The sequence below is a fragment of the Ruminococcus sp. 8Y-12 genome (assembly GCF_058119865.1).
Genome location: NZ_CM176623.1, coordinates 2934158 through 2958054, shown reverse-complemented (window position 1 = coordinate 2958054; position 23897 = coordinate 2934158). Strand labels below are relative to the sequence as shown.

Here is a 23897-nt window from a genome sequence, read left to right as displayed (position 1 = left end):
TTATAACCCGACAATTGGTCAATTTTAATCAAAATCGTCTATCGTTCGCCGCGTAGAGGCTGTCAGGATGAACGACTACCACCTTTTCAGGTGGCTATCTTTAAGCAAATCTTCTTATAAGAAAATTCACAATTTTTTGTTCTATTATAGCAATTGGAGATAATATAAGTAAAACCCAAACTAATATTAGAACGGATATTTTGGGCCAGTACGCGATTCTTTGCACCGTAGAATTTCCTATAAAGAAAATAGCGTGCAAAAACCATAATTCTAAACTATATTTTCCCATAAAACCAAGAATCTTATTAAATACAGAAAATTCATATTTTCTAATAACACTCCAAATAGAAAATATGACAGCTGGTGCGTATAAACAATCGAAATTAATGAATCCGATATTTTTCAAAGCACCTCTACCTAAAAAGCATAATACAAAAATAAAAAAACACAAACCATTCTGATACACAAGTTTTAAATTTTTAATTTTATCTGCCAATCTTGTAAACATTTGCTTTTCTGCAATCCAATAGCCAACAACAACAACTGAAATGTAATTCAGATATTCACTTGCAAAATATTCGATTTTATCTGGAAGATAATTGGACGCTTCGCCTAAAATACAAATAAACACCAACAAAGCAATTAAAGCAATTAAATTTGTCTTATCAAACCTAAACAAGCTTATAAGGTATCTATAACATATTACTATTATAGGAAAAGTTAGTACCAGTTCAAAATAAAAACGTACATACCAAGCTATCTTACAAAATGTTGTCATATATCCAGTAAAATTCCCAATTAAGGATGATGCACTAATTATTGCATCTCTCCCCCACACAATAGCAATTACAGGAAGAAATACTGTAATCAATATTATCCAATATGTCGTATAGAAACTAGGCAGTTTTTTCAATGTATGCTGATACGCATTAATTAGTTTTTTGTTGGAGTATGTATAGAACATTGCCATCCCAGTTAGCAAAGCAAACATTGCAACACATATTTTTGAAAAACCTCCCCAATACGCTGCTAATGTCTTAGTCCCCAATGAAACACTAATATATTGATTTTCTGGATAAATCCACTCTGCAATTGGGTACAGGTGATTACACACCATTAAAATTATAGCGATTCCCTTAATCAAAGTAGTATCTCTTTTGCTAAATCTCAAAATCTCTTCTGTTACCACTATACCTTTCCTTCCTTTTTAAACACTTTGCTTTTTATGATATTTAAGCCAATCACTATATTTTGATCTTTGCAACATCCTAATAAAAACAAATACACGACTACACCAATCATTACTTGATAAAAATTTGTAGCCGGAGTAGGAAGTTTAGTATTGGTTAACAAGTATATGCTTCCAGCCATAATAGCCCCACATATAAAATATTTAATAACCATTACACTAAATTTATTTAGAACTAATTGCTTTCTGATATAAATATATTGAACAATGGCACATATTAAACTACTAGCAACAGTTGCGATACCTGCACCATAGAAACCATAGTTTGGAATTAAAAACGCATTTATGATAATATTAACAACTACCGCGCTTAATTGAGACTTTAATAAAATCTGAACTTGGTTTGTTGCAGTAAAATATTGTGTTCCGAATACACCTGATATGGTATTCAATACAACAATCGGCGAAATTACAATAATCGCCGCAACAGTTGGAATAAAATTGTTTCCTAAATACCACGGAATAAGTTTAGACGCCACAGACATCAATCCAAACATCATTGGAAACGCAAAAAACAAACCAATTGACAATGTTTTATTTACTAATGCATTCACCTCATTCTTGTTCTTTTTAGCGTATTCATTGGCTAATCTTGGCATAACAACAGCATTTAATACAGTAATAAATGTCAACGGGATTGTAACAATTTTTTCTGAATAGTCGTAATATGATACTTGGGATGTTTCACCTGTTATCATCTCAATCATAACCTTATCACATTGAAGATATACTGTTGCCGCTAAACTTGGCAAAAACAAATATGCTGAACCTTTGATATTATTTATAAGATTTGATATTATAAATCGTGGCTTATCAACATATCTAAACAGCTGTGAATATGCTAGTATATTGGAAATCAATACAGAACATCCTAACAATAATACATATTTTGATGTATCATCTGGGGTTTTCACAAATATGAAAATACCGACAACGCTCAAGACCTTTGTTATAAAATTTTTAATAACAGCCCACTTCATATCTTCTACACCCACATATAGCCATGTGCAATCTAAAAAATATGCAAGTACATAAGTGTAGTATATAAAAAAATAGCTCACATATCGACCAGATATTAGGATTAAAGCAATATAAAATATTGTTCCCAATATACCTAGAACTAAACGTGTCGTCATTATAGACCAAAAAGTATTTGATAATTGTTGTCTTGAATCTCTTACATACGCAACTTGTCTATTACCATAATTATATATTCCTAGCATTACAACCGTTGTAATCAACACTGCTGTTGAATTAACATAGCTGTATATACCCGTTCCAGTTGCCCCTAAAGTTCTAGTTAAATATGGCGCAGTAATAAGAGGTACAATTATTGAAAACAATTGATATGCAAGATTATAAGAATAGTTCTTAAACAATTTACTCATTGATTCTAAGCACCTCTCTTTCTAACAAACTGATTATAAATACTGTTCAAAATCAGCGGAATAAAAACACCTATTATAGATGCAATTATTATAATCACTGCTATCGGCAACTCTAATTTTAATAACAAAAAGACAACTCCACTTACAAGAAATGGCTGATGTATTAAATAAATCGAAAATGAATTCTTCCCAATATAATCCAGAATACATGTTTTCATATTTGAAAAACAAGAAAATATGCTAATCAAAAATGCAGAAGATACAACACCAATAATTAACTTAATAACAAAAATTGCCAGTCCATGATTTCTAAAAAAATCAAAACAAACTACCAACATAATTTCCAAAACAGCAAATGCGACACCAGATATTAATACTACGCATCTATTCCATTTTACTGCTGCAACGCCATATTTTCCTGCACAATAAAAGAATAAATAGTAGAATACAAAATAAAGCACATGATAAGAACTTTCATCTATTTTGGGATTAATCGTTTTCATAAGAATTACCACTATTAAGCCTAAAAACATCAAAATATCTGTATTTAATCTTACTTTTCTTGCTATTGCAACGACCACGGATACTACAAATAGTACATATAAAAACCATAAGTGTTTATCGATCAGCCCTTTACAAAAAACAAGGTCAGCAATATACGATGTTAAATATATCTCTGAACTTTGAGTTGCTGCAGATAGTAGTTTACTTAAATAAGGAACAATCGAAGTAATAAGAAATATAGCATATACACCTGTTAGATATATTGCATAAGGAAGCATTAATCGATGAGCTCTTCTAACAATTTGAAGAGATAACTTCTTTTTTTCATCCTTGTTTAATTCAATCATACCAGATAATACAAAAAATACTGGCATGTTAAATGAATTTATTACTAAATAAATAACTTCTGCAAATCCACTTAACTGACATAATGCTGGGGTACAACTATGTCCCAAAACAACCAATATAATCATAATACCCTTGATTCGATCAACCCAGGTTATTCGACCACTCATCCACTTCCTCCTCTGTCCTATGCATATTTAGGTATGCGCTTACAACAATCCATATGACCATCGTAAACTGTTCAAAAAAATTACCTGTGATAAAAATAAGCATTACACTAATGCATATACCGTATGCAATTATCTGATTTGGATAAGAACATCGAATCAATCTGTTGAAAACAAATAAAGTGGAAAAAACAAGGATTCCTAACCCAATTATACCGAATTGTCCAACAATTGTATTTAATGTACCATCAAAAATTCGAGCATCAGCTGTCTGAAAATTGACAGCTGCATTTGTTCCTACACCTAAACCATTGCCGAATAATAAAGGTAATAATTTTTGATTCAATAATAAATCCACTGTATCTAGTCGTCCAACAGCTGAGTCTCCAAAGCTACCACGATTTGTTCTCTCCAAAATATAGCTTACTGCAAACGGAGCCGAAAAACCAATCATGCCAAGTGTAAAGCCGAAAATATGCTTTTTACCTATTTTAGCGACATCAAACATAATATTTGAAAATGCAATAGCAACAAACATAAGTACTATCAACTGAGCGCTTCTCATTCCTGATGCAAATGATAGCATTGTAACACATATCATTTGCACAATAGTCATTATTTTTCCGATTGATTTTTGCGCGCAGTACTGGACACAAATAAATATAGCTGCACTTATAGTGTAACACCCCAAAGTACCAGAATTTGCAAAAGCCCCTGGGATTCTCATACCTCCAGATCCAAAGTTTGTGATTGAACCGCTTCTTAAAATAAATAACAGAGATACAACAAACTGAATAAGCAATACTAAATTATGAATTTTTAATGCCGCACTATTTAATTTATGTTCCGATTCTTCGACTGTGAAATATCTATCGCAAAATGACATCGAAACAACAAAGAAGATATACCCTCTTATACCGGATATCAGATACTGTATCATTCCGTTCATAGAATAACCTTTAGCTATTGAACTGAAAATCAAAATAAACGTTCCCCAAGCAATCAGAGAAAAGAAGTGTAGATATATATTATTTCGTCTATATGGATAACAATATGGCAGAACAATAAATAACAACATACAGCTAATATCTTTAATATATGGAATTATACTGCCTAATCCTCCTCCTGTTCTAGTTGCTCCATCATAGGTCCACAAAACATATTGCCCACTAAATATTACTGAAATTGCTTGATAAATATACGGTAAGCTAGATGATATAAGTAGGGTGAAAAAAAGAATATTTGCTATTTGTTTTTTAGATACTTGCATCTTTCTTTCTCCTTGTAATGAATTCAAAGGCGCCGCCTATTCCCTCATAATATTTGTCCCATGTATAAATTTGAGATGTCTCATATGCCTTTGCACGCATATTATACAACGATTCCCTATTATTTAAGCACCAATTTAATTTATCCTCGATAGCTTCAACACTACATGCTGGAATATGGAATCCATTATCTCCCTCAATAATAGTATCATTTCCCCCAGCATTTTCTGAACATATTACAGGTACACCGCATGCCATTGCTTCCAATACCACCAAGCCAAAGCCCTCACATAGTGTTGGGAAAACAAATACATCTGCTTCGTTATATATCTCTGATAATCTGTCTTTAGTTACAAACCCAAGAAATTCAACATTTTCCATTTCAGATCCACATTTATATAAGTCTGATGTAGAATCATATCCGCCAACCAATTTTAAGGAAATATCTCCGACATCAAATTTCTTCATTGCACTAAATAAATGCATAATTCCTTTTCTATAATCCACCTGTCCTACAAATACCATTTTTAATGGGGCATTTTTTATAGATTCTTTACTCTTTTCTACATACTTAAAAGTAGAAGTATCTACACCATATGGAACTTTAATAATTTGTTCGTTTTTGATTCCGCAATAAAGCAAACTTTTTCTAACAAATTCCGATGCAACAACAAAATAATCAGTCAATTCCAATTCACGGTTTAAGTATTCAATAGTACCTTTTTTCCACAAATACCCCTGTACAGTTTTGAAATCATCTCTACCTGTGAGTTCCATATCATATTCATATATTTTTTTAGCGTATGCCCTAGTGCATGTGGACATATCTAACACTCTCGTGCAAGATGGCAGTTTCTTACTCAATACTTCGAAGCATTTCGTTGCAGTGGAATCATACATAACAATAATATCAACATTTTCCTTTATAGCATAGTTTGCTATTTTTTTACCAAACACCTTATAAAGTGATCGCTGAAAAACACGAACTGCATTTGGAAAACTTGAAAGCCTATTCGTAGCAAGAACTCCCAACCCTCTTAACTCTGCAAATATATGAATTTTTTCATCTGGAATTTTGGAACATTTTCTGCTATTAGCTTTTTTTAAATTTGATCCTTTTAGCATTTTTTTAGCACTAAATACAACTGTTCCAGGTTTATCATATACTGTTGTACAATATGCATATAACATCTCTTTTTTTTCTAATGCAGTTGCTAGCTCAAACGAATGTTGCTTAAATGGATGACCAACAATAATTTTCATTATATTATTCCTTTCTAAATTGATCTAAGAAAACTTTTATATTTTCGTTTGGCAATTTAATTTTCGTAGAAAACTCAGATGCAATTATATTCTCTAACTGAACAATGTCCTCTTGTAAAACAACCGGAATACCAAAATCCTTATGAAGCTCAGCAGCACGGTTATCAACACCAATAATTATAGTTCTTCTCATTTTTTGCAAAGCACGCATACCACCATGAAGTCTCGTACCAACATAGTCCGTGTCATTCTCATCTAGGTATTTATTATAAGCATCTAATGTTGGAGATAATTCTTCAATATCTTTACTTTCCATTAAACTACGAAAATACTTTTCATCTCCATTACCTTGTGCCCAAAAATAAACCTTTTCATAACTATTATTCAATATTTTAAGAAATAAATTGTCTCTAGAAGCATTTTCTTTATAGTCCGTCAACGTACAAATGCAATATTTTGCCTTTGCTGCTGGAATATGCCTACAATGATCTTCAGTTAATCCCCACATTGTTGGACACGCAGTGTTCATTACATTTGAAATTCCAATTTCTTTTAATGCTCGTTCAGTATAACTATCTCTAACTGAATGAATTATGTCTTTTCTAAATAAAAACTTATATACCATTCTTGTAATCCAATTGATTTTCTGATTATACTGCTGTGATCCCACGCCAACCAGAACCAAAGGACCATACCACGGCAAAGAAAGCGCAGGTACTGCCCACTGTCTCAAATGAACCAAATCATAAACCTTTCCTACTATTATATTGCTTCCACATACAAATTTATAATTCGATTTATATTTTTCCAAATATCTCAGATATCTCCAATTTGCAGGGGTGTGCGTAGGCAACTCAACAACAAAAGCTTTTGATACTATATTATTAAGTGCAGTTTTTACGCCATCAACAATAATCTGATCCCCTAAATTATCAGAACCCATTGAGGGTTCGTATAATACAATTTTACTCATTATTAAAACTCCAATTTTTCGTATAATTCTACATATTTTTCATAATTTTCCGTAGCATCACAATTAAACAGTCTTTCCTTTGCCGGAAGTTTTAAGCATTGTGAGATGATTGCGCTGACCATTTCTTCTACATTCCCTTGTTTGACAACCTTACCGTATCCCGATTCTAAAACAGCTTCGATGCTACCACCCGTTTTGTAAGTAATAACTGGTGTACCGCACGCTAAAGCTTCAAGATTTGTTGTTGGATAATTATCTTCATATGTTGGATTAACAAAAACAGATGCAGCAGTATAAATCTCAGCCAACTCCTGAACACTATCTGTACGAGCAATTCCTAATATATTATCAGGCAACTGTTTTATTTGCTCCTGCGTAAGTCCAACTAGAACAACTTGATAGTCACTTCCTAACTGATTGGCGATCTTATAAAAATCGTAAATACCTTTTGAAGGTACCCATGTAGATGAAACTCCGAGAATAATCTTTTTGTTTGCAATATTAAATTTATCAAAATACTTTCCAAAAGTCGGTTTAAAGACATTTAAATCAATGCCATTATTGATAATTTCAACCTGGAGATTTTTCAGAAAAGATTCTTTGACAAGTCCACTCAACCAAACTGAAGGAGTTACAATTGTCATATTAGAATAGTTTCCATAGAGTTCCATCTTTTTCTCCCAATTCCACTTTGACGAATCGAGCCCCCAACTTGTTGGATGATGTCTTTTTTGAGTGCAATGATGACACCCATTTTTCCATTTATTGCAAGCAACTAAATCAAAATACGGACAATGCCCAGTAAAAGCCCAGCAATCATGAAAAGTCCATACTACTGGAATATTCTTTTTTTTTATGTATTTAAAGAGGATTTCTATATTAATATAGTATCCATGCATAATATGCATTTGAATTATATCTGGATTGTACTTTTCTATCTCTAAAATAAATTTCTCTGTTGCTTTTTTCGATGCCAATCCACATCTATCAGTAACACGAGTAAAAAGACCGTGAATATTTTGATCAATTTTGGAACCTATTTTAATTGTTTTTACATTCTCAGGTGCGGTATTCGTTCTTCCCCATGCGATGGCGCACTCATGACCTTTTTTCACTAATGCATCATGAATTCCAACTGCGATTCTTCCAGTACAACCCCATCCGCTAAAAGCAGTAATTTGTAATACTCTCATATATCCTCCCTAGGCTTTTAAATCCTCCTGCGGTTTCATCTTTATTCCCTTTTTTTCACATTCATATATCTTCGCATCAACGAGAAAACGATACCAATACGCCTGTAAAAAATGGAATATCTTTCCTTCTGGGCCGTCTAAGAAACCCAACTTAATATAATATCGATAGAAAAAATATAAATGCGCCCTAAAAAATTTCGGCAGACGATAATATCCTCCATTTTTGACTATTCTTTTCATCTTTGCTTGGCCGGAAGACTTTCCGTTTTGCTCTAAGCTTTCATCCATCTCATTTTCCAGCGTTATTTGATGGTCCAAAACTTCTCGATTACTATACCAGTTATGCTTTGCAGTCCACCATTCCAAATCTTTCTGATTATTATCAATGAAATCATGTTTAAACTCCACTGTAGTTCCTTCTGTAAGAATCATGTGTTCATCCATAATTTTCATTTCACAAGTCGCCATGCCGGTTCTAAAAATACGAAGTAATAACTCTGGATATCTACCTCCATGTTTAATCCAACGCCCCATAAAATACACACGTCTTCTAAGAATAACTCCATTAACTGAGCTTTCAATTTTAGGTAGTTTTTCTTCTATTTCATTGGCAAGTTCTTCCATAATCTCTTCGTCTGCATCCATTCGCATAGACCAAGTAGTTGTTATATTTGTATTTTTTAGCCCCCAATTCAGTTGATCTGCATAAGAGATCCATTTATTCTGATAGAATTCTAGACTGGAGCCAATTTCATTAAGCTCTTTATTTAGTTCCGCACACAATTTCTCTGTCCCGTCTGTGCTAAAACTATCCACAATAACAAATCTTTTTGCTATACCTCGAAATGACTCAATACATTTTCGAAGATTCTTTTCTTCATTTTTTGTTAAAATTACGACTGTTAAATCTGTCATTTTTTCTTTCCTCAATTATTATATGTAATATTCCTGCCACTACAAGCGTAATAATTATAAATTTCCCAATAGGTAGCACTCCTGGCTTTATAATATTCAACGTAAATGCATGAACAAGATAAATTTCATATGATAGTGTTCCTATTATTTTCAACATTTTATTTTCAAAAAATATTCTATATTGTTTTCCAAACACAATAATCCCGACTGCCATTGGTAAACAAGTTGGTAATGCCATTATGTTTGAGAATAAATACGGCAAACTTTTTACAATACCTAATTGTGTTATTGCCATGAAGAGTATACATAATGTCCCCCCCCCGAATAGAGTTATTATACTCATATTTCTTAGTTTTGATAGCATATATTCTATTCTGCTCTTATTCAATGCCAACGCTACACCACATGGAAATGACAACATTTGTCTTGCTCGGAGAGCAGGCATATCTGGGTTTGCAAAACAGACAGAATCTATCACAAACCATACAATAAAAACAGCAAATAAAGCCAACATTTGTATTTTTTCGTCTCTAATAATTCTTTTCACTGCAAAAAAAATCAAATAACATATGATAATGTAACCGATAAACCAACCATAACTAGTTGCTGGTTTTAAGAAAAAGCTATCAAGTAAATATGTCTTGATTGAAAACTTCTCTGTAATTAAAATTCCTACAAGTTCTACTACCCAAAAAGGCATACAAACTCCGAGTAAACGTTTTTTCCAGAATTCTTTAAGGCCATTACGTTCATAGGATATTTCCAACCCATATCCAGAACATATTAAAAATAATGCTACACCAATACCAGCTATAAACTGAATGCCACCAACTCCAAGCATTCCCCCCACATGAGCCCATACAACAGTCAAAATTGAAAAGCCTTTAATTGCCGTTGTATAGTTTTTATCCAACCACTTACTCTCATCAGATTTTTTCATAAAACCCAATAAATAAAAAGCAAAGACAATAATGGTAAGAAATAAAAAATATTTCATCATACACCTCACAATTTCTTAATAACTTTTGCCGGATTTCCAACAATCACACAGTTATATTCAAACTTCCCTGCAACAACAGCTCCAGCACCAACAACACATCCGTCTCCTAAGACTGTTCCTTTCAATATAATACTATTACAACCAATAAAACAATTTTTACCAATGCGAATTTCACGAGTAGGAATCAAATCGCTGTCTCCACCATGAATATCACTAAGTAGCTTAATACGATTTTCCATATCAATTGGGTGAAAGTCATTATCCAGTATCTTGCAGTTACCGCCGATACAGGTATTCTCTCCAATATAGATACCCTTTCTTGCATAAATGGTCGCACCTGAAATACCGACGTTATCACCAATCTCAACCACAGCACCTGGAGCTCGGGTCACAATAATTGTCCTACTATACAAACCTACTAAATTACTCAAAAAACTACTCTTGACAGTAACGTTATCACCAATCTTCAGCTTTGCTCCACCTTTATTAAAGATGACCGGCATTCCCTTCAGAAGAAGATCCTTGCCATATTCTACTTTAGTCATCTTCATCAGAATCTTAAACCAGTTACTATTCATCATCTCTCCTCCTTACAGTTTTAATATCTCTTCTGCATATTTTTTCACGGATACATCACGAGTCAGATTCTGAACCAGATTTTCTCTGCTTCTTTTACCCATCGCTACCACTTCACCAGTGCCTGCATTTTCAATAAACCACTTAAGATTCCGTGCTACAGATTCATAATCTCCTGGTTCAGAGCACAAACCACCATTTGTTTCTTCAATTATGCAACGAATTTCACTATCTTTTTCCAAAACTGCTAAACTACTCTTCCCAACTGCTGCAATACCATAATATTTTGAAAGGCATGAAACTCCCTTTATTCCCTTTGCATTCACACACCAGTGAACATCACCAGCATTGAGGCTATAAATCAAATCAGCCTTATCCTGATAAGGAATGAAAACTACATTATCCATGTGTTTTTCTTCCTTATAGTTCACCAATTTATCTAGTACAGATCCCGCTCCAACAAATGCAAATGCAACTTCTCTACCATCTGCAGTTTTTGTTCCAGGCTTGACCTGTTCAACAACCTTCATCAGGTTCTCAAGATCGTAATAAAGACCAATATTACCGGAATACATAATGACGAACTTATCCTTCAGGCCATACTTCTCTTTGAACGCCACAACTTTTGAATTGTCTGCTTCTACTGGATATATTTCCTTTTCATCAATCCAGTTATTAATCATCACCGTCTTCGGAACTTTTTTTCCTTTAAAACGCTTATATACAGTTTGAACAAGATCGCGGCCAACTGTGATAATTAGATTACTCTGACGGCAACTAAACTTATCAAAAAACATCATTGCTCCAGTAATCAGTTTATTCTTACTGAAATTGACAGCAAGTACTTGCTCTGGATTAAAGTCCTGTATATTATAAATGAATTTTGCTCTCTTCATCCACTTACCCCAAACACCCAAAAGTCCTCCAAGAATCGGCGGCTGGGAAATAGAAAATACATAATCCTGCTTACCAACCTTAAAGGTTGCAATCATCGCACCATAGAAATAGGTTAAAATGTTCTTAATTCGGCTCATAGTGTTGGCCTTACTAAATTCTGGTACACGAATGCGAAGAATATCAACACCATTGATGTTCTCACGATAGAACATCTGAGATTTGTATTTATCTTCCACAGTCCCTAAGTAACTAGGAACAACGCAAATAACTGTGATATCAAATTCATTTAGCATCCCCTCTGCCAGCTCCCTCAGGATCTGTCCTGTGGATGCCGTATCAGGGATATAATAATGAGCGTAAATTAACAAATTTTTCTTCATATTATTTTTGCCCATTCTTTTATGTCCTCCTGATTATTCTTGTTTAAGACAATTACTTACCAATTTTAATTATTTCTATATATTCAAAACCCCGACACGCGGGCTGCAAACATAGCGCCCTTGCCCCGGAGTAAACTTTCTATCCTAATATAAATGTATCTCAACCATGTGATTTCTTCCCCAAATCTTAGTCTGTCAATCAATAAGCGGAAACATCACAAATGTAGTTTTAATCTATATGTAGATACATAAGTTTACAAAACAATATCATTTATTTACATAAATCCGTACATTTCTTTCCCATTAAACGGGCTTTTTCGCCCATGTATTATGAGCTATGTAGTGGCTCTCCAAAACTAATTCTGTTTTGTAAACATTCGATGGGCAACTTACGCCTTTAATGCCTTTTGCGTTCGCACACCACTGAACATCGCCGGCGTTCAGGCTATAAATCAGGTCAGCTTCATCCTGATACGGAATGAAAACAACATTGTCGATATGATGCTCTTTCATATAGTTCTTCAGCTTCTCCAGTACGGAACCAGCACCAACGAAAGCAAATATAACCTCTCGACCATCTGTAGTATTAGTACCTGGTTTGAACCGTTCTACTACTTCAATCAATTTTTCAAGATCGTAGTACAGACCGATATTACCGGAATACATGATGACAAACTTTCCATCCAGTCTGTACTTTTTCTTGAAAGCAACCACTTTCTCGTTATTCTGATCCAGCGGGTAGATCTAGTTCTCATTAATCCAGTTGTTGATCATGACGGTTTTCGGAACTTTCTTACCTTTAAATCTTTCTTCGACCGTCTCTACCAGATCGCGGCCGACTGTGATTACAAGGTCACTACGCTTGCAGCTGAACTTGTCATACCACATCATAGCGTCCGTGATCAGCTTGCTCTTAGTGTAGCCAACGGCAAGCACCTGCTCCGGGTTAAAATCCTGAATGTTGTAGATGTATTTAGCGTGTTTTACCCACTTGCCCCATACGCCCAGCAGACCACCGAGAATCAGAGGCTGAGAAATGGAGAGCACATAATCCATATTGCCAACCTTAAAGGTCGCACCCATTACCCCGAAGAAATAGGAAACAATGTTCTTCACACGGCTCTTCCTGTTGGTCTTGCTGAACTCCGGAACTCTTATCCTTAAAACTTTTACTCCATTGATTTCTTCTTCGTAATACTTCTGTGTCTTATATTTATCTTCAATGGTTCCCTAGTAGCTTGGAACCACACAAATTACTGTAATATCAAACTGATCCAACATGCCTTCTGCCAGTTCACGGAGAATCTGGCCTGTGGATGTAGTATCAGGTATGTAGTAATGTGCATAAATCAGCAATTTCTTTTTTGCCATCCTGCATCTCCCCTCTATGTACTTCTTTCTCTGCTTACTCTTTAGTCACGCTGGAAAATGTCGCGTGTATAAACCTTATCCTTCACGTCATCAAGCTCTCTACTATACCGATTCCCAATAATGGCGTTACCCATTTCCTTGAACTTAGCCAGATCATTGACAACGACAGAGCCAAAGAAAGTGTCACCGTCTTTCAGGGGCGGCTCGTAGATGACCACAGTGACACCCTTGGCCTTGATGCGCTTCATAACACCCTGAATAGAGCTCTGGCGGAAATTATCGGAATTAGACTTCATGGTCAAACGATATACACCGATTGTAACCGACTTCTCCTGTGCCTTGTCATATTCGTTGTCCTCGTCATAGCCGTAGTAACCGGCCAGTTTCAAAACACGGTCAGCGATAAAGCCTTTGCGAGTGCGGTTAGATTCCACAATTGCTTCAATCAGGTTCTCTGGCACATCTGAATAGTTAGCCAGCTGCTGCTTGGTATCCTTGGGCAGGCAATATCCGCCGTAGACAAAGGACGGGTTGTTGTAATAGCTGCCAATACGAGGATCAAGGCAAACGCCGTCAATGATCTGTTGGGTGTTCAGACCCTTGCTTTCTGCGTAAGTGTCCAGCTCGTTGAAGTTAGCCACACGCAGAGCCAGATATGTATTGGCGAACAACTTGACTGCCTCTGCCTCAGTGAAGCCCATGAACAAAGTATCGATGTTCTCCTTGATGGCACCTTCCTGCAGCAGACCAGCAAACTCATGTGCTGCCTCAACCAAACGCTCATTGCTCAGGTCAGTACCAACAATGATCCGGGAAGGATACAGGTTATCATGCAGAGCCTTGCTTTCTCTTAAAAATTCCGGGCTGAAGATGATGTTTTTGCTGTTGAACTTCTGACGCACGGATGCAGTGTAGCCTACAGGGATCGTGGACTTGATGACCATGATGACGTTCGGGTTATACTCCATGACCAGCTTAATCACAGCCTCGACTGCGTTTGTGTCGAAGTGCTGCGTGTGGCTGTCGTATTTTGTAGGAGCCGCAATTACATCAAAGTCCGCATCAGAGTATGCAGCCTTGCATCCAGTGTTGCGGTCAGGTTCAGTTCTTTCTCAGCCAGATATTTTTCGATATAGTCATCCTGAATTGGGGACTTACGGTTGTTAATCAAGTCCACCTTTTCCGGGATGATATCCACAGCCGTCACCTGATGATGCTGGGAGAGCAGAGTGGCAATCGACAAACCAACATAACCAGTACCCGCAACCGTAATTTTATAGTCCTTTTTCATAAACCTATATCCTCCATTTGTATCTTTTATGTAAGGCTCATATTGAGCCGATCATGCTATATAAAACAGTGTGGTCATCACAACTGTAGTTATCATTTTTTTCACAGTGGTCATCCTTGCAGTTCTATTCCAGCCGCTTTTCGACTACTACTGAAACTTTGAGGTATACACCTTATGGACAACATCTCATCAAAGTGTTAGGTCTTATTGTCATACCTCGTAGTCCCGCATCCCTATTTTTCAAAGTGCTGACTCTTATTGTCATTACCTCTCGCCCAGCACATTTTGTTAAAACTGTACAAGTTCATGTCTCTCGCTTATTGCAATATGAACAATCATCTGCCACTCTCTACCTCTAATTCCCCCAAAAAATGCAGTTATCATGTCCAGCTCTCGTCTGCAATAAACTTTTCCAGAAAAATAGATTTCCACGGTTTTCAACATTTTTCACCGCACCTCTAATTCGCCGGAAAAATGTAAGTATCATCATCAACAGTAGCTCTACAATAAAGCATGATTGTAATGGGGAAATTTAAATGATAATTTGACTCCACTCTCAGCCATTACACCGCCACTGAAAGTTTGAGGTAGACATTCCCCTACCCTAAATTCATAATTAAAACAGCCAAATCAACGCATAGCTAATTTCCAAGAAAGTAACCGTATGTAGCTACATTCTAATGGTGTAATGAGCTTCTTCGTTCTTTGCAGACAAACGAAAAGACCACTGACTAAATATCAGCGGTCGAAATAGATTCTTTTCTTAAAATGTACATTCATAGAAATTCCGTTGTAGATAAGCAAATAATAATAACATCCAAAAAAGCGTTATATAATAAGGAAAATACTCAGAAACAAAGGCAAAAAGAGAAGCCCCGAAGGTCACTATCCTGCTTCACAAATCATCGTGAAGTGGGTGGCAACCATCGGAGCCAGAATCAATTCTCATTCTTGTCCCTATATAACTCGTTCATAGCAGAAATAAAACTATACAATCTACATCTGTTTTGTCTCATTATTTCATAGAACTGAAGTAAACTCATATTTCTCAAATCAATTGTTAATCTTCAGTTACCAATCTTTTACATTATCGCGCTCTGGTTTACCCCATAAATACTCGTTTCCCTCTTCTCCATATTCTAGAATGCCAATATTAGATCAAATCTCCGTATAAAATAGTGTACGCTCTGAAAAATCCACAAATTTTTTCACTCCGTAACAACTATACCCGATTGTTATACATCCTGTCACTATCCTTAATTTCCTTCCGCGTATAGCACACCCCCCTATTGCTGACCTTCCAAATTTCATCCAGGAATTCCACTGTGCCATCTGGTTGCGCCCTGCGGAAGCCCAGGAAGCTTCCCAGCGTCCGTCTATTTCCCTTACTCGTAAATCTTACCCCAAAGTTCGTCGTATACTCCACCTCATCTCCTTTAACCAATCCACTCTTGATGAAAGCAATATAAATTCCCTTTTCAAAATTCAGGTAATCAGGTGCCGCTTTAATCTTTTCCTCCGTAATCCGAATATGTCCGCTCTTCGCACTGCTCCTTTTCCCGGCCTTTGCTTTTCCCTCGATATCTCTGAACAGGCTGCCTTCCACATCCAGGCCGTTGACGTTCATTTTCATGCCGGCGTGGTTCTCCTCGGGCAGTTGTCTCAGACAGCGCAGGAAGAAATCAAAATTCTTGCGCATGGCCGTGGTCGCCCCCTGCTCCGCTTCTAAAGCAGCCCGCTCTTTTTTTAGCTCCTCCATACGCTTTCGGATATCCTCCGCCAAATTTGCATAGATCGCAGCCTCGCTACCTTCCTCTGCCTCTTCAGAAGTCCTTTGAGTTTCAAGACTGGCGGCTAAAATGTCGTTATGCAGTTCAACCTCGATCTCGTTCATTGTGATCTTCTCATCCTCAATGCTCTGTTTCAGGAGCTCATCCTTTTCTATTGCCGCGTACCGCAGAGCATACGCCTGTTTTCCCACTGTCTTGTGCAGGTTTTCTTCCAGCTCTTCGATCTGCAGCTCCAGCATTTCTAGCCGCTGTACCGAATAAAGGTTACCACTGGTAAGGCGATCTACACGCTCACAGGCTTTCCGGAAAAGCCGCGTCAGCTGGCTGGCGTCACCGTTGGCATCATGATCGCGCTTGAGTTTGTACAGCATCTCCATAAAGCTTTGCTCCAGCACGGCTTCGTAGATGGAGCCGGAGGCGCATCTTCCCTTTGGGTGGTTCTTTGTCTTCTGTGCGTTCCTCGTACATCTCCATACTGGATAGTAAAAATAATACCGCTCCTTATACATTGCCGGGTCCAGCCCCTCTGCCGCCGCTGACCGGCTGTCTGTATAGGTGTGGAGAGGTGTATTGTACCCCAGCCGGAACATTTTCTCCCCGCAGCCGTCCACACTGCAGATCAGATTCGTGAATGGAGAGGCATTGTTGCCTCTGCGCTGCTTCGGCTTTGCCCCCCTCTCGTTGGAGCGGCTGCAACGGTTAAGGAGCATGGCCTGCACCTTGTCCCAGGTCAGGCGGTCAATAATACCCACATGGTGGTCTGCCACATAATATTTAGGCGCTTCTCCGTTGTTGATACTTGCCTCATGGGTCAGGAAGTTCTTCGTCACTGTCTTCTGGCTCTCGCAATCCCCCACATATTTCTCATTCCGCAGAATGTACAGCACCGCATCCGCCCTCCAGATGCTTCCCCTGGCTGTTTTCTTTCCCATCGCGTTCAGCTCCTTTGCGATGGAGTTACTGGAAACGCCGCAGACAAACCGCTCGAATATGTACCGCACGATTTCGGCCTGCACTGGGTTGATTAACCATTCCCCATCAGGTCCTTTATCATAACCCAGCATCCGGTTTAAGTCCACCATCGCCTCGCCGCGCTGGAATTTTTTTTGAATGGACCAGCGGATATTGTCGGAAATGGAACGTGACTCGTCCTGCGCCAGCGCGGATAAGATTGTGAGTATCAGCTCACCGGTGGCATCCAGTGTATCAATGTTCTCCTTCTCAAAGAAAATGCCCACTGGCGGGTTCAACTGGCGGAGTTGCCTTACACAGTTCAGCGTATCCACCGTATTCCGGGCGAACCGGCTGATGGATTTAGTCACAATGTAATCCATCTTCCCTGCCTGGGCATCGTCCATCATGCGGTTGAAGCCCTTTCTTTTCGCCCTGGAGGTTCCGGAAATGGCCTCGTCTGCATAGATATCAGCCAGCGTCCATTCCATATGCCCGGTGATCATCCTTGTGTAAAATGCTTTCTGCGTTGTATAGGAAGTCTGCTGACTCTCATCCTCCGTGGAGACACGGCAGTACGCCGCAACCCGCAGGGATTTCTGTTTCTTGATCTGACCGCCGCCCTCTGCGGAGCGTTTTGTTGCCGGAATGACGCATACTTCCGGTTTCCTTGCGTATACCCTTTGTACTTTCTGCTCCGCCGACGCGGTAGATACCATCTGGCTCCTTGATACCGCTGGCGCTGTTTGTACCGTCTGTGTCATAATTTCCTCTCTTTCTACGGCCCACAGCCGTCTTACTAATATCTGATTTTTTCATAGCTTTCTTCTTTTTGAATATGCCTCGGCGTATTTGCGGCAGAGCGCGCGTCATCCACAAGACGCCTTCTGTGTACTATGCATAATATAATTCATCTGCGCGCTTCTGCCATCTGCCGGACACATATTACACTTAGCGAGGTGTTTTCAAGCTTAATGTATTAGTGCACACCGTAGGCTTTATCTTCTTTCAAGATAAAAAAGACAGCCTCCATCAGCTGCCTCACGTTTTCCTTTTGCATTTCTGCCGCATCCGATGCCCATCAAAATAATCCGAGGTATATCGGTAATCTACTAAATTGGAGTACATCTCCACATTTGTTTTCGTATCGTCAAACCAGTGTACCGTATAATGGAAGGGGTCGTGGACGGTGATCGATAAGGCAAATGCCTTCACATACTCGCTGGTAAGTCCATTTAAAAACGACACTGTCCCTTCCTGCCCTCTTGGCAGTGTCTTTATCCACGCCAGAGCCCGTTCCCTCTCCTCATAGTCATATTCTACCTGCTCCCAGTACCTTTCCAGGTAAGCCAGCCGCTCCTCCAGATGCCTTTTTTCCTCCTGTACTTCTGTAAGATGGGTGCACTCAGCTTCCAGCCTCTTAGTGCAAGAAAGGAGGTCCTCCTCCTTCACGGAACTGTCAGTTTGCAGTCTCCTACGGGTTTCCAGCGCATTTTTCTGCATCCGCAACATCCTTGCTCTGCAGATGGATTCTGTCATGGCAGCCTCCCGCGCATCCATCTGCCGTTTCAGGAACCCACGGTCACGCTCCATGAAGTCCGTCTTTTGGATATTTTCCAGCCGCTGGCTAATCTGCGATACAAAATCATCCGCCCGGGGGGAAAACTGGCAGAACTGCTCTTCATCCTCCCCATAGCGTCCGCTCATGATGTCTGCTACCTTCACATCATCCATCACCACCTGGGCAAGCAGCCGGAACCGGTCAATAAACGCCTTACGGAACATCCGCACGATCTGTTCTTCATATATCTTCTCCGCGTGGCAAATAGATTTCCCATTGTTCAGCGCCATGGTCGGGCAGAACCAGATCGGATAGCGGCCGGTGTTCCTGACATTGTAATTTCTGCCGCAGTGCGGGCAGGACAGCCTGCCGGAAAAAGCCCTTTTTCTGCGCTCCCCGCCTCTGGTTCCGCATCTTGCCGCGTTAATCTTCCTTGCAATCTGCACGCTCTCAAACAGTTCCCGGTCAATGATTGCCGGATGATGGTCCCGCACCATGTACTGTGGCTTCTCTCCTTTATTTTTCCTGCTCTTATGGGTCAGGAAATCCGGCGTGTAGGTTTTCTGCAGGAGCGCATCCCCACAGTAGCGTTCCAGAGAAACCATACGTGAGATCATATCCACCGTCCAGCCGGTCTCCACGCCCGGCTTAACCGTACTCCTCCCCTGTATTTTCTTTGGCGGCTTCCCGTGGTTAGGGGCCTTGATATGCTCAAAGTTTAGCATACGGGCGACATCCGCGTAAGACATGCCATCATCCACAGCATGGAAAATACGCCGGACCACCTTCGCTTCCTTCTCCACAACCTCCACGCGGTGAATCTGGTAGCCGTCCTCCAGCGTTTCCATCGCCCCCTCGCCTTTTGCAAACCGATAGCCGTAGATACCATAATTCCGAACCTGCCCTTTCGGATAACGCTTCTGTATCCCCCAGAGGATATTGCTGGAGATAGAGCGTGACTCTTCCTGGGCGATGGCAGCCAGCGTCGTGAGGATAAAATCGCTGGTGGAGTCTGCGGTGTCCAAGCCTTCCTTTTCAAACAGGATGGTCACATGTGACTCATGCAGGATATCCAGCGCAGCTATGAAGTCACTGGTGTTCCTGGCGAATCTGGAAATGGATTTGCATACGATCCGGTCAATCTTGCCCTCCAGACAATGCCGGAGGATACGCTGATAACCGGTACGTTTCTGTTTGCTGGTGCCAGAAATACCGTAGTCCGAGTAAACCCCGGCGCAAACCCATTTCGGGTTGAGCGATAACAGCTGTTTGAAGTATTTATCCTGGGTTTCATAGGAATTCTCCTGATCGGCGGAGTCTGTGGAAACCCGGATGTAAGCCGCCACACGGAGCGAACCGTTTTTAGATACTGTGCGATTCATTTCAGCGATGGAGACAAAATCTCCTGGATTCCGTTGAGGACACAGGTGAGATAATACCGGTGCCGTGTCAATAGACGTTGTGCCAAAGGCTTTGGCAAATTCGCTCCGCTGATGTGCCACACGCTCCACAATGGCGTTCTGACTTTCCAGCGCCTTCTTTGCCGCCATCGCTTTCTCAATTAAGGCGCTGACCGCGACCGTCTTCTGCAAACCCGCCAGATATTCTTGTGCGTTTTCTGTCATATCTTAGCTCCCCTTTCTTTTTATGGTAGTGTCCATTTACTGTCTTATTTTATTGTTAAACTTTGTTTTTATGGGAGTTTGCAAAAAAATGAGGAATGACCACCTTTTTGTATAATCTTGATTTCCAAACCATCTTTATACAAAAGTAGACATTACTCATAGACATTATACTTTATTTACCAGGAAGCATTCAATACATTTTACAATTGGCTTGATTGCTGTTGGATTTTATCGTTACTGTTCACACGCTCACAGCAACATTTCATCTTTTCTGTTCAGACCGTGCAATGGCCGCACAAGAATATGATGACGATGCTAATTTGCTTTTTCTAAGGTCTTGTTCAGTGTTACTTTGAATTCTATTACGTTAAAATCAGGGCCTCAGATTCTCGCTGGAAAATGCTACGTTTTGCGCGTAAAATGGAAGATATCTTCACTGGTAAAACATATTGGCTTTCGATCTTTATGCTTGCATCCTCTTTTTCTTACCGAACTTTTTACAGTAGTGTATAAGAGCCGGCGGTGCGCTGTACTGTATGATCCAAATGACAGGGTTCACTTCTTTGCTTAATAGCATAGAGAATGACCTCCTTTCTATCGAAGTAATTTAAACACTTCTTCAGTATAGAAAGAAAGTCATTGTTCTGACTTCTGTATTCTTGCTCTTATGAAACGGGAATACAGAAGTCCATTACAACTCTTTGATTGTCCCGGTCAATGTAGCGATAGATATTTGATCCACATCACATTATCTAAACCGCAATCCTGGTCTGCCTTCAAGCAGAAATCGCAAATGCATTGTGATAAGTCTGTGATTGTTTTTGCCGGGTTTAATTTTATATCTATAGCACTTTGATCGACTTTACAGCTAAATGCCGCATAATGTAATCAATGCTTTGATTGACAAGCTCTTTCCTATCCATATATCCCGACTCCTGTTTTTCTTTTATGCTGTCAGCATAAAGCCATGCCGGTCACATCATGGTGTCATCCCGCAGGGCATCCGTCAAGCTTATCCTGGCCACCCTTTTCCAGCTAATGCCATAAGCCAATGCCACAAACCCAAAAACAGCCAGAAAAAAGATAAATATGGGCATCACAGGCGCCTCCCTGATAAAGATCATAGGGTCCAGATAACTTGCCTTTATCATTATTCCAACCGCAGTCACAGTCAGCGGCAATGTTATGAGCACCGGGCGCCCTGCAAGTACTAAAGCTTCTATACAGAACATTTTTTTCATATCTCCCGGAGTCAGCCCCACGGACATATACCGGGCAAATTCCCGTCTTCTCTGGCGTACAAATCCCAAGGTATTGGAGAATACATTGCCAATTCCAATAACAGCAAGCAGCACGCAAAAGCCTCCTATGATCAGCATCATTCCCTGTATCATTTGGTCATTTGATTTTTTATCCTGGATACGGTTCTCACTTTCCACTTCATACTTCCCATCAACTATCTTTCCAACCTCTTCCTGTAATGCGGTCAGTTCCTCCAATGTCACATTTTCATCCGCCAAAATCCGGATATAGGAATCTTCCTGCTCACCACCTATCTGCCCTTTTATTTCCTTCCACACAGACAACGGCAGAAAATGAACCAGTTCATAGTAATCCAATGTAGCGTATTCCTCCCGCAGCAGCGGGACTTCACGGGTGTAAGATATCACCGGTATCTCAGCCGTAATCTCCTCCTGCCCGGATTGCCGCAGGACACTTGTACTTTGGTTTTCCTTTACATATGAAAAATACTCGGTATTGCGGAAATCAGGGTTCGTACTATCCCGAATTTGATTTAAGATTACCGCCCCGTCCAGCCGTGGCGTCACGCCGATCTGCTCACAATATGCCTGAAAACTGGCATCGTCCAGTATGACAATCGGAGCACTCACCAACCACTCGTCCCCCAAATCCGTCACATACTTTTCTGGAGCATTCCGCATACCGTTTAAGGCTGTTAAATCTTCACTTATCTCCTCCTGCGTGAGAATCCTTTTCGCCTTTGCCCTCTGGTATACAACACCGCTTTGCACTCCTGTAAGCCTTTGCAATTCGTCTGTTTCTTCAAAGGATTCGATCTGCGTATCCTTCAGTGTCACCATGATATCCCAGGCATCCTGGTACTTTTCATAATAGGTCATTCTCTGGCTGATTTTAGAAAGGGTAAAAAAGCATTGCATGAGGGTAAACGCCAGAAAAGAAAACAGCAGAGACAGTGTAGCTGTCCGCAAAGCCTTTTTCTGTGCCTTCAATGCGTTTCCGGCAAGCTCGCCCTTTGTGCCAAACAGTAAATTTAATATTGGGGAACTTTTCTTTCTTTTTAGTTGAAGTTCACCTGTATTTTTTATTGCTTCCAGCGGGGTGAGTCTGCTCATCTTCCTTGCCGGCAGCCAGGCGGAAATCCATACAGTAATAATGGTGATGGCAAGGGTAAACACGAAAACCAGCGGATGATACACCCAGACAGCCTCATGGCGCCCGTCTACATCTTTTGCTATCGTGTTTGTCAGTTCCATAACCCCCATGCTGAGTGCAATGCCGAGTAGATTGCCTGCTGCAATCGGTATTGCACATAGCGAAGCTGCCTCCTGCAGCAGGCAGGTCCGTATCTGCCTTGGTGTTGCTCCCACACTGGAGAAAATACCAAATTGATGAATCCGCGCATTCATACTTACCGCAAAGGAATTGTGGATAATCATAACCAGAGAGAAACATGCCATGATCGTTATTCCTAAATTTAAAGGGAAAATCATCCGTGGTGCAGGGTCATCGGGGTCACGGATCAGATACATGTTCAAGAGTGTGTAATGGTATGTAATTGCGTCCGGCTCCAAACCCACATTTTCAGCAATCTGCGGCATATCATCAAAAATCGTCCTCATATTTTTAAAATAAATATCTACCACCGTTGCCTCTTTAACGGACAGTTCTTCGTTGACGAGAGCCTGGTCCACATTGGCGAAATTCTGTATTAAGGCCATATCTTTTGCATCCATCTCTCCTGTAATTCTGGCCTGCCAGGCGCCTTCCTTTAATTTGAACCCCTCAATATCATAGTGCCAAAAGTTGTAAAACAAGCTGCACAGCAAAGACAGAAGTAAAGCAGAGATAAAGGCTGCCACGGTCACGGACAGGCTGGAAGCACGGTTATTCTTTATATAACTCCAGGAATAATCTTTCCACATACAAA

The 23897-nt window shown here is 39.5% G+C and carries 18 protein-coding genes and 1 pseudogene; all 19 read right to left on the bottom strand.

Annotated elements, in window-relative coordinates:
- Positions 1 to 100: 100 nt before the first annotated feature.
- Complete coding sequence (locus tag AC0THY_RS11160) at positions 101 to 1189, bottom strand: acyltransferase family protein (RefSeq protein ID WP_489990681.1); 1089 nt, start codon at positions 1187 to 1189, stop codon at positions 101 to 103.
- Entirely contained in the window at positions 1189 to 2637 is a 1449-nt protein-coding gene (locus tag AC0THY_RS11155; RefSeq protein WP_489990680.1) for a flippase, read from the bottom strand. The genes AC0THY_RS11160 and AC0THY_RS11155 overlap by 1 nt, the downstream gene beginning before the upstream one ends.
- A gap of 5 nt (positions 2638 to 2642) precedes the next feature.
- Positions 2643 to 3656 carry an acyltransferase family protein gene (locus tag AC0THY_RS11150; RefSeq protein WP_489990679.1) on the bottom strand — a complete coding sequence of 338 codons (1014 nt, stop codon included), beginning with the start codon at positions 3654 to 3656 and terminating at the stop codon, positions 2643 to 2645.
- Complete coding sequence (locus AC0THY_RS11145) at positions 3631 to 4923, bottom strand: hypothetical protein (RefSeq protein WP_489990678.1); 1293 nt, start codon at positions 4921 to 4923, stop codon at positions 3631 to 3633. The genes AC0THY_RS11150 and AC0THY_RS11145 overlap by 26 nt, the downstream gene beginning before the upstream one ends.
- Positions 4910 to 6184, bottom strand: a complete 1275-nt coding sequence (locus tag AC0THY_RS11140; RefSeq protein ID WP_489990677.1) for a glycosyltransferase family 4 protein — start codon at positions 6182 to 6184, stop codon at positions 4910 to 4912. The genes AC0THY_RS11145 and AC0THY_RS11140 overlap by 14 nt, the downstream gene beginning before the upstream one ends.
- Positions 6185 to 6188: 4 nt before the next feature.
- Positions 6189 to 7157: a polysaccharide pyruvyl transferase family protein gene (locus tag AC0THY_RS11135; RefSeq protein ID WP_489990676.1), complete on the bottom strand. Its 969-nt coding sequence runs from the start codon at positions 7155 to 7157 to the stop codon at positions 6189 to 6191.
- A gap of 2 nt (positions 7158 to 7159) precedes the next feature.
- On the bottom strand, positions 7160 to 8350 hold the full coding sequence (locus AC0THY_RS11130) for a glycosyltransferase (RefSeq protein WP_489990675.1): 1191 nt from the start codon (positions 8348 to 8350) through the stop codon (positions 7160 to 7162).
- 9 nt (positions 8351 to 8359) lie between these two features.
- Complete coding sequence (locus AC0THY_RS11125) at positions 8360 to 9265, bottom strand: glycosyltransferase family 2 protein (protein ID WP_489990674.1); 906 nt, start codon at positions 9263 to 9265, stop codon at positions 8360 to 8362.
- Positions 9228 to 10265 (bottom strand): acyltransferase family protein, encoded by a 1038-nt coding sequence (locus tag AC0THY_RS11120; protein WP_489990673.1) that lies wholly within the window; start codon positions 10263 to 10265, stop codon positions 9228 to 9230. The genes AC0THY_RS11125 and AC0THY_RS11120 overlap by 38 nt, the downstream gene beginning before the upstream one ends.
- A gap of 5 nt (positions 10266 to 10270) precedes the next feature.
- The gene (locus AC0THY_RS11115; RefSeq protein ID WP_489990672.1) at positions 10271 to 10846 is read right to left on the bottom strand and encodes an acyltransferase; all 576 of its coding nucleotides are present in this window, start codon (positions 10844 to 10846) and stop codon (positions 10271 to 10273) included.
- A 9-nt stretch (positions 10847 to 10855) separates the two neighbouring features.
- Positions 10856 to 12133 carry a glycosyltransferase family 4 protein gene (locus AC0THY_RS11110; RefSeq protein ID WP_489990671.1) on the bottom strand — a complete coding sequence of 426 codons (1278 nt, stop codon included), beginning with the start codon at positions 12131 to 12133 and terminating at the stop codon, positions 10856 to 10858.
- Positions 12134 to 12421: 288 nt separating this feature from the next.
- Positions 12422 to 12832 (bottom strand): glycosyltransferase, encoded by a 411-nt coding sequence (locus AC0THY_RS11105; RefSeq protein ID WP_489990670.1) that lies wholly within the window; start codon positions 12830 to 12832, stop codon positions 12422 to 12424.
- Between the two features lie 30 nt (positions 12833 to 12862).
- Complete coding sequence (locus tag AC0THY_RS11100; RefSeq protein ID WP_489990669.1) at positions 12863 to 13234, bottom strand: hypothetical protein; 372 nt, start codon at positions 13232 to 13234, stop codon at positions 12863 to 12865.
- 114 nt (positions 13235 to 13348) lie between these two features.
- A complete protein-coding gene (locus AC0THY_RS11095; protein WP_489990668.1) occupies positions 13349 to 13489 on the bottom strand; it encodes a hypothetical protein in 141 nt (46 codons plus the stop codon).
- 41 nt (positions 13490 to 13530) lie between these two features.
- Positions 13531 to 14780 (bottom strand): annotated as a pseudogene (locus tag AC0THY_RS11090) (nucleotide sugar dehydrogenase).
- Positions 14781 to 15068: 288 nt separating this feature from the next.
- Positions 15069 to 15224 carry a hypothetical protein gene (locus AC0THY_RS11085; protein ID WP_489990667.1) on the bottom strand — a complete coding sequence of 52 codons (156 nt, stop codon included), beginning with the start codon at positions 15222 to 15224 and terminating at the stop codon, positions 15069 to 15071.
- Positions 15225 to 16002: 778 nt separating this feature from the next.
- On the bottom strand, positions 16003 to 18285 hold the full coding sequence (locus AC0THY_RS11080; RefSeq protein ID WP_489990666.1) for a recombinase family protein: 2283 nt from the start codon (positions 18283 to 18285) through the stop codon (positions 16003 to 16005).
- A 277-nt stretch (positions 18286 to 18562) separates the two neighbouring features.
- Positions 18563 to 20707, bottom strand: coding sequence for a recombinase family protein (locus tag AC0THY_RS11075; RefSeq protein WP_489990665.1), 2145 nt, complete (start codon positions 20705 to 20707; stop codon positions 18563 to 18565).
- A gap of 974 nt (positions 20708 to 21681) precedes the next feature.
- The gene (locus tag AC0THY_RS11070) at positions 21682 to 23892 is read right to left on the bottom strand and encodes an ABC transporter permease (protein WP_489990664.1); all 2211 of its coding nucleotides are present in this window, start codon (positions 23890 to 23892) and stop codon (positions 21682 to 21684) included.
- Positions 23893 to 23897: the final 5 nt, after the last annotated feature.